Annotated in this window: 13 protein-coding genes; 5 read left to right on the top strand and 8 right to left on the bottom strand. The window is 72.1% G+C overall.

The window, feature by feature from the left end:
• Positions 1–6: 6 nt before the first annotated feature.
• The 7 genes from AB0H75_RS15710 to AB0H75_RS15680 all read right to left on the bottom strand — a co-directional run bounded on the left by AB0H75_RS15710 (position 7) and on the right by AB0H75_RS15680 (position 5,596).
• A complete protein-coding gene (locus tag AB0H75_RS15710) occupies positions 7–627 on the bottom strand; it encodes a hypothetical protein (protein ID WP_367796471.1) in 621 nt (206 codons plus the stop codon).
• A gap of 114 nt (positions 628–741) precedes the next feature.
• Positions 742–1,581: an ABC transporter permease gene (locus AB0H75_RS15705; protein WP_367796469.1), complete on the bottom strand. Its 840-nt coding sequence runs from the start codon at positions 1,579–1,581 to the stop codon at positions 742–744.
• Entirely contained in the window at positions 1,578–2,555 is a 978-nt protein-coding gene (locus AB0H75_RS15700) for an ATP-binding cassette domain-containing protein (protein ID WP_367796467.1), read from the bottom strand. The genes AB0H75_RS15705 and AB0H75_RS15700 overlap by 4 nt, the downstream gene beginning before the upstream one ends.
• A 32-nt stretch (positions 2,556–2,587) precedes the next feature.
• Entirely contained in the window at positions 2,588–3,160 is a 573-nt protein-coding gene (locus AB0H75_RS15695; RefSeq protein ID WP_367796465.1) for an NADPH-dependent FMN reductase, read from the bottom strand.
• Between the two features lie 263 nt (positions 3,161–3,423).
• Positions 3,424–3,792 (bottom strand): hypothetical protein, encoded by a 369-nt coding sequence (locus AB0H75_RS15690; protein WP_367796463.1) that lies wholly within the window; start codon positions 3,790–3,792, stop codon positions 3,424–3,426.
• A 435-nt stretch (positions 3,793–4,227) separates the two neighbouring features.
• The gene (locus AB0H75_RS15685) at positions 4,228–4,539 is read right to left on the bottom strand and encodes a GntR family transcriptional regulator (protein WP_367796461.1); all 312 of its coding nucleotides are present in this window, start codon (positions 4,537–4,539) and stop codon (positions 4,228–4,230) included.
• Positions 4,540–5,086: 547 nt separating this feature from the next.
• Entirely contained in the window at positions 5,087–5,596 is a 510-nt protein-coding gene (locus tag AB0H75_RS15680) for a hypothetical protein (RefSeq protein WP_367796459.1), read from the bottom strand.
• Positions 5,597–5,987: 391 nt separating this feature from the next.
• On the opposite strand from AB0H75_RS15680, the gene AB0H75_RS15675 reads away from it, so the two are divergent.
• The 5 genes from AB0H75_RS15675 to AB0H75_RS15655 all read left to right on the top strand — a co-directional run bounded on the left by AB0H75_RS15675 (position 5,988) and on the right by AB0H75_RS15655 (position 11,842).
• On the top strand, positions 5,988–7,085 hold the full coding sequence (locus AB0H75_RS15675; protein WP_367796457.1) for a serine protease: 1,098 nt from the start codon (positions 5,988–5,990) through the stop codon (positions 7,083–7,085).
• 189 nt (positions 7,086–7,274) lie between these two features.
• Complete coding sequence (locus AB0H75_RS15670) at positions 7,275–8,015, top strand: response regulator transcription factor (RefSeq protein WP_367796455.1); 741 nt, start codon at positions 7,275–7,277, stop codon at positions 8,013–8,015.
• The gene (locus tag AB0H75_RS15665; protein ID WP_367796454.1) at positions 8,012–9,448 is read left to right on the top strand and encodes a sensor histidine kinase; all 1,437 of its coding nucleotides are present in this window, start codon (positions 8,012–8,014) and stop codon (positions 9,446–9,448) included. The genes AB0H75_RS15670 and AB0H75_RS15665 overlap by 4 nt, the downstream gene beginning before the upstream one ends.
• Positions 9,449–9,534: 86 nt before the next feature.
• Positions 9,535–10,329: an SAM-dependent methyltransferase gene (locus AB0H75_RS15660; protein ID WP_367796452.1), complete on the top strand. Its 795-nt coding sequence runs from the start codon at positions 9,535–9,537 to the stop codon at positions 10,327–10,329.
• Between the two features lie 106 nt (positions 10,330–10,435).
• Positions 10,436–11,842 carry a hypothetical protein gene (locus AB0H75_RS15655; protein ID WP_367796450.1) on the top strand — a complete coding sequence of 469 codons (1,407 nt, stop codon included), beginning with the start codon at positions 10,436–10,438 and terminating at the stop codon, positions 11,840–11,842.
• A gap of 53 nt (positions 11,843–11,895) precedes the next feature.
• Here AB0H75_RS15655 and AB0H75_RS15650 read toward each other — a convergent pair whose 3' ends face one another.
• Positions 11,896–13,230 (bottom strand): hypothetical protein, encoded by a 1,335-nt coding sequence (locus AB0H75_RS15650; protein WP_367796448.1) that lies wholly within the window; start codon positions 13,228–13,230, stop codon positions 11,896–11,898.
• Between the last annotated feature and the right edge of the window lie 118 nt (positions 13,231–13,348).

Below are 13,348 nucleotides of genomic sequence, written 5' to 3'. Positions count from 1 at the left end.
CCGGGCTCAGCGGCTGATCGTCCAGGCCCCGTCGGCCTCGACGGTGGCGTAGCGGGTGCCGGCGGGCAGCAGCACGCGGCCCTTGTAGTCGCCGATGCGGTTGACGAGCAGCTTGGTGGAGCGGCCACGGTCGTCGAGGGCCCAGACGGCGAAGTTCGACTCGCCGGTGTGCTGGAGGGTGATGCGGCGGGCGGCCCTGGACGGCGAGGTGAGCCGCAGCACGTCCGCGCCGGTGCCCTTGGCCTTGATCGCCCAGTAGCGGGCCTTCGTGATGGGGAGGACCTGAAGCGTCCAGGCGCCGTCCGCGTTGACCTCGAAGGAGCGGATCTTCCTGGCGGTCAGGACGTTGAAGGCCCGGGTGCCCTTGTAGTCACCGATCGCGTTGACGAGCAGGTCCGCCTGCTTGCCCCGCGTGTCGAGCGCCCATACGGCGAAGTTGGACTCGCCCTGGTGGGTGGCCTTGACGATGCTCGGCACCGCCGTGACGGGGATGCTCACCACGTCGTCCCCCTGGCCCCGGTACGTCGCCATCGCGCCGGACGCCGCTCGGGCGTCGGCCGGCGGAACGGCGAGCAGCGTCGCGGCGAGGGCGGCCAGAACGGTCAGAGCGGGGAGTCTGAGGCGCATGTGAAGCTCCTGCGGTAGGGGGACGGGTGGGATAGGACGCGCGATCCGACGGATCGGTGTACATCCCGGCCGTGGCGCGGCCCGGCGTGGCCCCACCCCCCGCGGGGGCGCCGCTCACTTGCGGTTGTACAGGCGCATGGTCAGCGTGCCGAAGACGGCGATCAGGACGGCCGACGACACCAGGACCCAGGTGACCTCCCCGGTGTCCGGGGTGCCGGCCATCAGGGAGCGGACCGCGCTCACCAGGTGGGTGATGGGACTGGCGTTGACGAAGACCTGGAGCCAGCCCGGCATCGTGGACGGGTCCACGTAGACGTTGCTGAGGAAGGTCAGCGGCATCAGCACCAGCATGCTGACCCCCATCACCGACTTCTCGCTGCGCATCAGCAGCCCGAACATCGTCCACAACCACGAGAACGCGAACGAGAACGCCAGCAGCAGCAGGATCCCCCCGGCCACCCCGGCGACCCCGCCCGGTGGGCGGAAGCCCAGCACCAGGCCGATCGCCAGGATGACGAGCGAGGCGATCGTGTAGCGCAGGAGGTCGCCCAGCAGGTAGCCGACCATGGTGGACGGCCGCCAGATGGGCAGCGTGCGGAAGCGGTCGAAGACGCCCTTCCCGATGTCCTTGTTGACCTCCACGCCCGTGTACATGGTGATCATCACGACGCTCGTCACCATGATGCCGGGCAGCAGGAACTGCAGGTACGCGGTGGGCGAGCCGGCCAGCGCGCCGCCGAACAGGTACGTGAACATCAGCGTCATCATCAGCGGGAACGCGGTCACGTCGAAGAGCTGCTCGGGCACGTGCTTGATCTTCAGCATCGCCCGCCAGCCGAACGTCATCGACGCCGACCAGGCGCTGGGCCGCGGCGGTCGGGCCGCGGGGGCGAGGACGGCGGCCAGCGCCGCGGTCTCGACGTTCTGGGGGGCGACGGTCTCGGTGCTGCTCATGCTGCCTGCTCCTCGGAGGTGGTGGTGGCGGGGCGGTCGGTGAGGGCGAGGAAGACCTCGTCCAGGCTGGGCTGGCCGAGGGAGAAGTCGTCGACGACGATGCCGGCGTCCGACAGCCGGCTCAGGGCGGCGGCGGCCTGCTGCGCCGCGTTGCCGGCGGCGGCGGTGCGGGCGGTCAGCGCCACCGGGTCCGCCTCCAGGTAGACGGGGGCGTCCAGGGTCGTGGCGAGCACGCGCTCGGCCTCGGGCCGGTCGGCGGGGTCGCGCAGCCGTACGTGGACCGCGCCCGCCCCGACCGACGACTTCAGCTCGCCTGGCGTGCCCTCGGCGATGACGCGGCCGTGGTCGATGACCGCGATGCGGCTCGCCAGCCGGTCCGCCTCCTCCAGGTACTGGGTGGTGAGCAGCACGGTGGTGCCGTGGGCGACGACGACGCGGACGATGTCCCAGACGGCGTTGCGGCTGCGCGGGTCGAGGCCGGTGGTGGGCTCGTCCAGGAAGAGCAGGTCGGGGGTGTTGAGGATGCTGGCGGCGATGTCGATGCGCCGCCGCATGCCGCCCGAGTACGTCTTCACCTGCCGCCCCCCGGCCTCCGTCAGCCCGAACGCCTCCAGCAGCTCGGCGGCGCGGGAGCGGGCGGCCGGCTTGCGGTGGCCGAGCAGGCGGCCGAGCAGGACCAGGTTCTCCAGGCCGGTCATCTCCTCGTCCACCGAGGCGTACTGGCCGGTCAGGCTCACCCGGCTGCGGACGGCGTCCGCCTCGCGCACCACGTCCCGCCCGAACACCTCGGCCCGGCCGCCGTCCGGTTTCAGCAGCGTGGCCAGCATCCGCACGGCGGTCGTCTTGCCGGCGCCGTTCGGGCCGAGCACGCCGTACACGGCTCCGGCCGGCACCTTCAGGTCGAGGCCGTCCACGGCTCTGGTGTCGCCGAAGGTCTTCACCAGTCCTGTGGTCTCTATCGCCAGGTCTTGCATGGTCGCTGTCCTTTCGGAAGGGGGAGGAGCGGTCAGGAGACGTACGGGCGGGCGCGGCGGGCGTCCCGGAGCGCCCGTCCCCACCAGGTGAGCTGGTCGAGCACGGCGGCGACGGAGCGCAGCCGGTCGTCGGTGTCGCGGGGACGGCCGCCGGGCGTGAAGCCCGCGTCGCCGAGCAGGTCGAGGCCCACCCAGTCGCGTACCGTCATGGCGTGCAGGGCGCAGAACACCGTGCGGAGCTGCTCGACCGCGTGGAGGCCACGGGAGCCGGAGCCGTAGGCCACGAAGCCGACGGGTTTGGCCTGCCACTCGTCGTAGGCGTAGTCGACGGCCTGCTTGAGCGAGGCGGGGAAGCTGCGGTTGTACTCGGGTGTGACCACGACGAACGCCTCCGCGCAGCCGACCGCGCCGGTGAACGCCCGCATGGCCGGCGTGGCCCGCTCGGGGTAGCGTCCGGGGAAGGCGTACTCGGCCAGGTCGAGCAGGTCGACGGCCAGGTCGTCGCGGCGGGCGGCGTGCTCGGCGAACCACCGCCCGACGGCCTCGCCGGCCCGCCCGGCCCGCGTACTGCCGATGATCACCGCGATCCGCAGCCTGCCGGTCATCGCCGCCGCACCTCCCTCCGTGCTCTCACCAGGAAGGCGCTAGATCACCCGCTAGATCGGATCTAGCGGGGCGCGCGACGCGGGCGGCTCAGCACCACGCCCCGCCACTGAGAGCCACCTCCGCCAGGCTCCCGTCGGCCACCCGCCGCGCCACCTCCTCCCACTCGCGCAGCACCCTGCGCCTGCCTTGGGGAACGAGCGGCCAGTCACGGCTCGCGTGAGCACACTGTCCAGCCTGCCCGCTCAACAGGGTCGGGTACTCGTCAGTGCAGCGGGGAGTACGGCCGCCACAGGACGGCGAGCGTCACCACGACCGCGAGGGCGACGAGCTGCATGACCATGACGGCGTTGCGCCCGCGCCGCCGGGCGGCCACCGCGACGGCGGCCATGACCGCTGCCACGACCGCGTAGCAGCCGTAGGCGACGGCGGAGCGGAAGGTCATCTCCGCCTGCCACCGCTCAGGAGTGAGGTCCCCGCCCGAGCAGAGCACGGTGGAGCCGTCGCACAGCACGCCACGGTCGCGCGCCCAGCCGATGGTGACCACAGCGGCCATCAGCAGGCACAGGTCCAGGATCAGCGCCGCGACGGCGGCGACGTCCTCGGACGAGTCGTCATCCTCCACGGGCGGCATCGCGCCTCCGCTCCTGATCCGGCTCCGGTCACCTCATGGTTCGACGCCTGCCGCCTCCGGTCGGTTCGTCCCGCACGTGAAGGTGTCCATCGGCCGGATCATCGGAGGGCCGGGTGGTCCGGCAGCTTGTGTCGGGGAGCGTCGAGCCACACCCGCCGGCCCTCCCGGGTCACCGTCATGCCGAAGCGGTCGCGGTCGGGGAAGCCCCAGCTCACCCACCTGAAGTAGGCGTCGGCCGTCTCCTCCCACAGGGGCCGGTCGCCGACCTGGTAGACCTCGTACTCCCCGCCGCCCGGCCGCCATTCGGCGGTCGCCCACGAGTAGGGATCCGTGCGGTCTCCACCTGCTCGATCCGGTTGCGCGACGCGGACGGCTCCAAGGGCAGGGCGGTGGCCATGAGCGCTGGTACGTCGTTGCCGAGGGCCCAGGAGGGCCTTACTCGCTGCTCGTTCGCGGCGCCCTGGATTCCGGGGGCGCGACGAACGTTCCCTTGCCGTGCACGGCGCGTACCAGGCCGCGCTCCTTCAGCTCCCGGATGGCGCGTCGCAGGGTCATCCGCGCCACTCCCCAGGCGTTGGAGAGTTCGAGTTCGGACGGCAGGCGGGAGCCGGTGGCCCGCTCTCCTCTCTCGATCTGGCCGGCGATGTGATCCGCGATGATCATGTAGACGAGCTCGATCCCGCGCGGATCGATCGCCGGGATCTCCGCACCGAGATCATCGGTCCGCTTCTTCTCATCCCTTGCCACGCGGCCAACCATAAAGGGCGCTTGGCATGACAAAACACCTACATACTTCTACTGACGTTTACAGAGGTCTACAGTGTGAGCATGGGCAACTCGGCGCAGATCGTCATCCTCAAGCTGAGGATTCCCGTCGGATCGGACGAGGCGGCCCCTGCGTCCGCAGCGCGGCGTTCGCGATGATCGATGATCTCGTATGGCGTCCGTACACGTTGCGGGGTGGAACGTGCCGCGTACGGGATTTCATCACCGTGAACGACGCGGAGGTGGAGTTCTGTGTTGAGGGCGGACAATACGTCATCCGGCGAACCATCTGGGCATCCGGCCGGATCGTGACCAGGGAAGAGACGGCTCGCGGTCGTGGGCGTGCCACCAGGGAGGTCTGGGATGCCATCGCCGCGGAGATGGGGCTCAACTGAGGGAGAAACGCCACCACCCCGCCGGAGGCCCGGTGCCGGGGGATTCCGGTACCGGTGCTCGGCGGGGTGGTGTGGGGAGATGGCATGGGCGGGCCCGGGGCGCGTGGCGCCGCGTTCCCGGAGGCCGGACGGGTCTACTTGGTCGCGTGGTGACGGCGGCGGTCGTCGTCGCGCTCGCGCGGTTGCGGGGCCACGACGGTGAAGGAGGCCGTGGCGGTCGTGCCGCCGGCCTTGACGGTCACCGTCCTGCTGCCGGCCTTCGCCCTGGACGGGACGGTCAGCTTCCTGGTGGCGCGGCCGCCGGACAGGGCCACCCGGTAGCTCTTGCCCTCGGGGCTGGTCACCGTGGCGGTGCCGGTGGACAGGCCCTTGACGACGATCGTCACGCCGTAGGACTGGCCGGCGCGTACCCGGCTGGGGTTGACCGAGGCCGACAGGGAGACCTTCTGGTGCCGCGGCTCCTTGCGCTCGACGTCCTTCCGGTCGCGGTCGTCCTGCCTCGTGGCCGGGTCGGCGTGGGCCGGCCGCAGGGCCTTGGCCGTCGCGGCCGGCTCGGGCGCGTCGGCGAGGGCCGCGCCCGACAGGGGCAGGGCGAGGAGGGCGGCGCCGGCGAGGGTCACGGTGAAGGGCTTGGAGAAGCGCACTACTCGAGAATCCATTCCTGGGACCGGCCTGGCCGAACCATCTGTATTCAGCCCCGAAGGCCATCCCTTGCCGAACACTCTGCAGAACGAATCTAAGAGAAGCCTGTCACGACCTTATGAATCGCATAAGAGCAGGTGGGAGCGCATAACGGCGCCACCTGTGAGGTGCGACACATAATTTCTCATAGAGAATTCCCAGCGTTCTCGTGGAATATCCCGTCGGGCGGGGAAAGCGCTCCGGCCGGAAGATCACGGTCCGATCACGGCAACCTGTGCGCCGGATAAATCCGGACAAAGGGGACATAAAGCCCGGGTCAAGAGGGATACCTTCCTGCCCCATAGACGCACCGAACGCTCATGGCGTTCCCGCGACGAACAAGGAGCACCTCCCTTGAAGATCAAGCACACCCTCGTGCCCGCCGGCGGCGGGCTGGCCGCCACCGCGCTGCTCACCGCCTCCTTCGCCGGTGCGGCCGGCGCCGCCGAGGCCAAGGACCACGTGGCGCACAGCGAGAACGTGAGCATCACCAGCGCCCAGGGCATCGCCCGGTTCTGGCTGGAGAACAACGGCGCCGCGCTGCGGGCCGCCACCTACGTCGAGGAGGACACCACCGACGTCGACAAGCTGACCTCGACCGGCACCGCCACCACCGACACCAAGGCGGGCTCGGTCGCCCCGACCGGCAGCACCACGACCACCACCAAGTCCAAGAACGTGAACCTGCCGAAGACCATCGGCAAGGTCTTCTTCGTGGACCAGGACGGCGACAAGCGCTGGTGCTCCGCCTCCTCGATCCAGGGCAAGTACCGCAACATCGTCGCCACCGCCGGCCACTGCGTGTACGACACCGCCAACGACGAGCAGCTGCTCGACAACTGGGTCTTCGTCCCCGGCTACTACCAGGGCAAGGCCCCGTGGGGCGTCTACGTCGGCAAGCAGGCGTTCGTCCACTACGACTACAGCGTCTACGAGGACTACGACCGCGACTACGCCTTCGTCTCGGTCTACAACGGCGTGACGATCAAGAAGAGCACGACCTCCCGGCGCGGCCTGGAGGTCGAGGACGCCGGCCGCCTCGGCGACAACGTCGGCGGGCAGGGCATCGCCTGGAACCAGCCGCTGAAGAAGGCGCACTACGTCTTCGGCTACCCGCAGGCGCCCCAGCCCGACGGCAACAAGCCCTTCACCGGCGTCACGCCCAAGTGGTGCTACGGCACGACCACGGCCAAGACGGTGGGCTCGGCCGCCAAGAAGATCGAGGAGCACGTCGGCCTGAAGTGCTCCATGACCGCGGGCGCCGACGGCGGCCCCTGGCTGGTCAAGTACAGCAGCGCCAAGCGCACCGGTTACCTCAACGGTGTCACCAGCGCCTTCTACGACCAGGACGAGAACGACCGCGTGGACTACATCAGCTCGCCGTACTTCGACGGCGAGACCTACAGCGTCTACGCCTCCGCCGCCAACGTCTGGTCTGGAAAGCTCTTTTAGGGGAAGGGGGGAACAGCTCTGGGTGACTCCTGCGGCAGCGACAGCGCTTCAAAGGGATAGGAGGGGCCCGGCCCGGGCGGTGCGCACCGCTCAGGCCGGGCCCCTCCGCTGCAGGTCAGAGCCCCTTCTCACAGCCGATTCACATGTTCGCATCAGCGAACCCTCATCCGGGTGCGCCATCGTTCGACCATGCACACGACCAGCCCGAACCTCCAGTCCGAGCCCGTGCGCCGCCCCGACGGCAGCTCCATCAACATCCTCGTCGTGGACGACGAGCCCGCGCTGACCGAACTCCTGTCCATGGTCATGCGGCAGGAGTCCTGGGACGTCCGCAGCGCCCACAACGGGAGCGAGGCCGTCCGCGCGGCCCGCGGCTTCCGCCCCGACGCGATCGTCCTGGACGTGATGCTGCCCGACATGGACGGCATCGAGCTCCTGCCACGGCTGCGCGCGGTGCTGCCCGGCGTGCCGATCCTGTTCCTGACCGCCAAGGACTCGGTCCAGGACCGGCTGGCCGGCCTGCGGGCGGGGGCCGACGACTACGTCACCAAGCCGTTCAGCCTGGAGGAGGTCGTCATCCGGCTGCGCGGCCTGCTGCGCCGCTCGGGCGCGGTGCGGGTGCGGCCGGACGCCGTGCTCGTCGTCGGCGACCTCACGCTCGACCAGGAGACCCGCGAGGTGCGCCGGGCCGGCAAGGAGATCAAGCTGACGCCCACCGAGTTCGAGCTGCTGCGCTTCCTCATGCACAACCCGGGCCGGGTGCTCGGCAAGGCGCAGATCCTCGACCGGGTGTGGGCCTACGACTTCGGCGGCCAGAGCAACGTCGTCGAGCTGTACATCTCGTACCTGCGCCGCAAGATCGACGCGCGGCGCGAGCCGATGATCCACACCGTGCGCGGCGTGGGCTACACCCTGCGCCCGGCCGGATGACCATGTCGCTGGAGACGAAGCTCGTGGTCTCGTCGATCGCGCTGCTCGCCGTCGTCTCCGCGGTCATCGCCACCGCCACCACCCTGCTGCTGGACGACTTCCTCACCGACCGGCTGGACCTCCAGGTCAGCTCGGCCGCGGGCCGCTCGGCCGGCGCGGCGGGGCAGCTCCCGGGGGACGGCGTGCCCGCCGGGGCGCGGGAGGTGGGGTTCCTCATGGTGCCGGGGCAGGCCGAGGGCACGTTCGGGGCGCGGGTACGCCTCGGCGAGATCCGCCGGGCGGCGGTGCTGACCGGCGGCACGGTACGGGACGTGCCCGCGCCCCCGGAGGTCGCCGCCGTCACCGGCCGGCCGGTCACCGTCGATCTGGGGCCGCTCGGCGCTTACCGGATGGCGAGCCGGCGGGCTCTCGACGGCGACGTGCTGGTCACCGGGCTGCCGCTCACCGGCGTGCAGACCACGCTGGCCCGGCTGGTCGGGGTGGAGGCCGCGGTGACGCTGGCGGGGGTGGCGCTGATGGCCGCCGCGTGCACGCTGCTCGTGCGCCGCGCCGTGCGCCCGCTCGGCCGGCTGGCCGCCACCGCGGCCCGGGTGTCGGAGCTGCCGCTGGCCACCGGGGACGCGGTGCGCCTGGCCCGCGTCCCCGAGGCCGACACCGACCCGCGCACCGAGGTCGGCCAGGTCGGCGGCGCGTTCAACCGCATGCTCGGGCACGTCGAGACCGCCTTCGCGGTGCGGCACGAGAGCGAGACCCGGCTGCGCCGCTTCATCGCCGATGCCAGCCACGAGCTGCGCACCCCGCTGGCCTCCATCGTCGGCTACGCCGAGCTGACCGAGCGCAGCGGCGAGCCGCACGGCCCGCAGACCACGCACGCGCTCGGCCGCATCCGCTCCGAGGCGGGCCGGATGGCCACGCTGGTCGAGGACCTGCTGCTGCTGGCCAGGCTGGACGCGGGCCGCCCGCTGGAGCGGCAGGAGCTGGACCTGTCGCCGCTGGCGGTGACCGCGGTCGGCGACGCCTACGCCGCCGCGCCCCGCCACCGCTGGCTGGTCGGCCTGCCCGACCAGCCCGCCCTGGTCGTCGGCGACGCCGACCGCCTGCACCAGGTGCTGGCCAACCTGCTGGCCAACGCCCGCACCCACACCCCGCCCGGCACCACCGTCACCACGACCGTGCTGCTGGGCGGCGGCGAGGTGCGCGTCCAGGTCGCCGACGACGGGCCGGGCATCGCGCCGCACGTGCTGCCGCACGTGTTCGGCCGGTTCGCGCGGGGTGACGGGTCGCGCTCGCGGCTGGCCGGGGGGAGCGGGCTCGGCCTGGCCATCGTGGCCGCGGTCGCCGCCGCCCACGAGGGGCGGGTGGAGGTGACCAGCGAGCCGGGCCGGACGGTCTTCACGCTGGTCCTGCCCGCCGCCCCTGGCGCCGCCCTCTAGCGCCGCGGGCGATCGCCGCGATTCCGGACATGCGGCCTTCCCCTTGCCGCTGCCCACGGGAGGTCGGCCAGGCTTACGATCACTTCGTGGCCTTCGACCCGCACATGCCGAATCTCGCCCGCATGTACGATTTCCTGCTCGGCGGCAAGGACCACCTCGCCGTGGACCGCGCGGCGGTCGAGCGGCTCGCCGAGCACATCCCGCAGGCCGCCGGGCTGGCCCGTGCCAACCGCGCCTTCCTGCAACGCGCGGTGCGGCACCTGGCGGCCTCCGGCGTCCGGCAGTTCCTGGACCTCGGCAGCGGCCTGCCCACGCAGGGCAACGTGCACGAGGTGGTCCGCGACGTCTCGCCGGACGCCAGGGTGGTCTACGTCGACCACGACCCGGTCGTCGCCACGCACGCCAGGGCGCTGCTGGAGGAGGCCGGGCGGGTCGCGTTCGTCGAGGCCGACCTGCTGCGCCCTGCCGAGCTGCTGGACCGTCCCGAGGTCAAGGGGCTGCTCGACCTGGACGAGCCGGTCGGCGTGCTGCTGGTGTCGATCCTGCACTTCGTCCTGGACGCCGACGACCCGCACCGCATGGTGAAGATCCTGCGTGACGCGCTCGCGCCCGGCAGCTACCTCGTGCTCACCCACGCCGTCTCCAGCCTGGGCCGCCCGGAGTCGGAGGAGGCCGTCAAGGACATCTACCGCAACTCCTCCACGGGCGGCGCCACCGGCCGCACCCGCGAGGAGATCCTGGCGTTCTTCGGCGACTTCGAGCTGATCGAGCCGGGCCTGGTGCCGGTGACGGACTGGCGGCCGGAGGAGGGACCGCTCATCGGCGAGCCGCCGCTGCCCGGTTATCTCCTGGCCGGAGCCGCCAGGAAACGGGCCGCATAGGACCTTTACCGCTCACCACCCATCCCCTCTGTAACTGCTTGAACACCGACAGTTACTATGTGTCAGGTTCATGCATATACGCATCACACATCCCAGGGGGCTGGACATGGACGAGACCAGAGCCGACAGGACCGAGGCCGAGCTCGGCTTCGACGGCGACACCGCGCTGTTCCGCGCGCAGGACGACCCGATCGCCGCCGCCGCGGTCGAGCTCGCCGTCGAGACCGAGCTGCTGGAGGGCGACGACCTCGCCAACCGCGCCGCCGCCGAGGCCGAGTGGCTGGCGGCCAGGCGCGACAGCGAGCGCCGCATCCGCGAGCTCGACGGCCGCGACCAGGACCGCGTCCAGCGGCTGCAGAGCGAGCTGCGCGCCAGCGGCGCCGAGGTGTGGCCGGTGGCCCGCTGGTGGGGCTTCGAGATCAACCTCAACGAGACCGCCGCCGCGCGCGCCGCCGAGCTCGCCTCCCTGATCGGGGAGGTCGCGGGCGCGGCGCTCGGCGGCTGGCTGGCGCCGATCGTCGAGTGGTCGGCGCGCAACAAGGCCCGCTGGATCGGCTCGGTCGCCCGCCCGTACGGCGCCCGCCTGGTCTCGCCGTGGACCGCGCCCGCCTCGCTCGTCCCGATCCGCGTGGTCGGCGCGCCGGCCGCCGACGCCCGCCTGTGGTGGGCGGTCCACGAGCCCGGCGAGGGCTGGAGCGAGGACCAGCGCTTCGTCGACCACTTCACCGCCTCCGGCGCGGCGCTCGCCGAGTACCGCGACCGGCTGTACGTCGCCCACCGCGGCAGCGACGGCGACTCCGCCCTGTGGTGGGCCGTGTACGACGCCGAGCAGGGCTGGAGCGAGGACCAGCGCTTCCCCAAGCACTTCAGCGCCAGCGCCCCGGCCCTCGCCGCCTACGACGGCCAGCTCTACTGCGTGCACCGCGGCGCCGGCCAGGACGCCGCCCTGTGGTGGACCCGCTGGGACGGCTCCAAGTGGAGCCCGGACGCCAAGCTGCCCCGCCACTTCAGCGCCAGCAGCCCGGCCCTGGCCGGCTACGACGGCCAGCTGTGGTGCGTGCACCGCGGCGCGGACGACGACAGCCTGTGGTGGGCGACCTGGGACGGCAACCGGTGGAGCGACGACCGCCGTTTCCCCGACCACGCCAGCCGCGCCAACCCGGCCCTGACCGTCTTCCGCGGCCAGCTCTACTGCGTGCACCGCGGCGCCGGTGACGACACCGCCCTGTGGTGGACCCGCTGGGACGGCGCGAACTGGAGCCCCGACGAGCGGCTGCCCGGCCACTTCTCGGCCGAGGGCCCGGCGCTGACCGTCTACAAGGACCGCCTGTACGTCGTCCACCGCGGCGCGACGGACCAGAGCCTCTGGTGGGCCGCCTTCGACGGCGCGAACTGGAGCGCCGACGAGCGGCTGCCCGGCCACTACTCCGCCGAGGCGCCGGCCGCCATCGCCTTCCGCGACAAGAACGCCACCCGCGACCAGCTCCTGGTGCTGCACCGGGGCAGTCGCTGAGGCACCGAGGGGCGCCGCCCGCGGCGCCCCTCACCCACCCCCGCGGCCCCCGCTCACCAGCCGGCGAGCTGGTCCACGAACCACTCCACCAGCGTCTTCGACACCGCGCCGTGCGGGCGGTTGCCGGTGTCGCAGCGGAACGCGTCGAGGAACGTCTCGTCCTTCTGCAGCTCCCCCAGGTCGGCGTGGAGCTCCGCCTGCCAGGCCACCGGATCCCCGGCCAGCGCGACCGCGCTCACCGACGGGACGAAGCAGGTGCCGCGGAAGCGGTCCTGGATCGCCAGGCCCATCGCGTCCGCCACCCGGCCGAAGGCGTCCAGCGTGCCGCCGGGCGCGCCGTCGAACGCCGCCACGTGCGAGGTCGCGCTCGTCCACACCGGCTCGCCGAAGCCGATCGCGCCGACGTTGCGCAGCTCGCCCATGTCCGGCTGGACCCTGGCCACCAGGCGCAGCGGGCCCTCGTCCAGGTCCAGCACGGGGGTGCCGGGGCGCGGGTCGGGGCCGCGGCCGTCGCCGGCGCCGTTGGCCAGGCCCAGCTTGTACGGCCGCATCGGGAACCAGCCGACCCGGTGCAGGTCGTCCAGCAGCTCCTTGCGCAGCGGGCTGGAGGTGGTGACCGGCCCCGAGTAGCTCGTGCCCGGCACCCAGCCCCACAGGAGCTGCTGCGCCGCCGGGCTGCGGATCAGCTCGGCCTGCCCGGCCCCGTCGCGGCGCGGCTGGATCGTCTCGTGCAGGTACGCGAGCTGCTGGAGCACCAGCGGGATCCACGCCCCCAGGTGCGGGGTGTCGTAGGAGAAGTACTTGTCGGTCTGGTGGTCCAGGCCCTCGCTCTCCATGCGGGCCAGCGCGTACCGGACGATCATGCCGCCCGAGCCGACCCCGCCGACGGTCAGCGGCGCGTCGCCCCGCCGCTCGGCGAGCGTCCGCAGCAGGCAGGTGATCACCACGCCCGCGTTCGCCTGCACGTACGCCTGCCGCTGGTCGAAGCCCAGCAGCACGACGTCGATCCCCATCGCCAGGAGCTGGTCCAGCAGGCCGGGCACGCCCGGCTCGTACGGGGCGTTGAAGTGCCGCCACATGCCGGCCAGGTCGCTGGGGCCGTAGTTGAAGCCGTCGGCGAAGATCAGCGGCCGGACCGGCGCCGCGCGCCCGGCCGCCAGGTGAACGTGGGCCCGGCCGGTCGCCACGTGACCCCGGTGCGGCCGGTCGGCGACCAGCTCCCACACGGCGTCGGGCCTGGCCGCCTCGCCCTCCCGCACCGGCGGGGTGGCGAACCAGACCCCCGGGTCGCCGAGGGCGCTCGCGATGCTCTGTATCTGTTCCGGAGCCAGGCTGCTCTCGACGGTCCTGGCGTTGATCTCGACGTCGATCCTCGGTTCCTGTGCCATGGTCGATTCCTCCCTACTCGATCACTCACAGTAATCGAGGCAGGTGGGAGGGGTCGTGACGGCGCGCGTGTGCCCTCACCGAGCATCGGGCCAAGCGCGGTTCACCGGAGTGTCAGGA

The sequence above is a fragment of the Nonomuraea sp. NPDC050783 genome, assembly GCF_040802095.1.
In the GTDB taxonomy this organism is placed as follows: Bacteria; Actinomycetota; Actinomycetes; order Streptosporangiales; family Streptosporangiaceae; genus Nonomuraea.
The sequence above is the reverse complement of the archived record's forward strand: the minus strand, read 5'-3'. Positions and strand labels throughout refer to the sequence as shown.

What these genes read in the sequence shown, in the direction of transcription:
- AB0H75_RS15695 (WP_367796465.1), bottom strand. Translation starts at nt 3,160, where the DNA reads ATGACCGGCAGGCTGCGGATCGCGGTGATCATCGGCAGTACGCGGGCC.
- AB0H75_RS15690 (WP_367796463.1), bottom strand. Translation starts at nt 3,792, where the DNA reads ATGCCGCCCGTGGAGGATGACGACTCGTCCGAGGACGTCGCCGCCGTC.
- AB0H75_RS15700 (WP_367796467.1), bottom strand. Translation starts at nt 2,555, where the DNA reads ATGCAAGACCTGGCGATAGAGACCACAGGACTGGTGAAGACCTTCGGC.
- AB0H75_RS15705 (WP_367796469.1), bottom strand. Translation starts at nt 1,581, where the DNA reads ATGAGCAGCACCGAGACCGTCGCCCCCCAGAACGTCGAGACCGCGGCG.
- AB0H75_RS15655 (WP_367796450.1), top strand. Translation starts at nt 10,436, where the DNA reads ATGGACGAGACCAGAGCCGACAGGACCGAGGCCGAGCTCGGCTTCGAC.
- AB0H75_RS15710 (WP_367796471.1), bottom strand. Translation starts at nt 627, where the DNA reads ATGCGCCTCAGACTCCCCGCTCTGACCGTTCTGGCCGCCCTCGCCGCG.
- AB0H75_RS15650 (WP_367796448.1), bottom strand. Translation starts at nt 13,230, where the DNA reads ATGGCACAGGAACCGAGGATCGACGTCGAGATCAACGCCAGGACCGTC.
- AB0H75_RS15670 (WP_367796455.1), top strand. Translation starts at nt 7,275, where the DNA reads ATGCACACGACCAGCCCGAACCTCCAGTCCGAGCCCGTGCGCCGCCCC.
- AB0H75_RS15665 (WP_367796454.1), top strand. Translation starts at nt 8,012, where the DNA reads ATGACCATGTCGCTGGAGACGAAGCTCGTGGTCTCGTCGATCGCGCTG.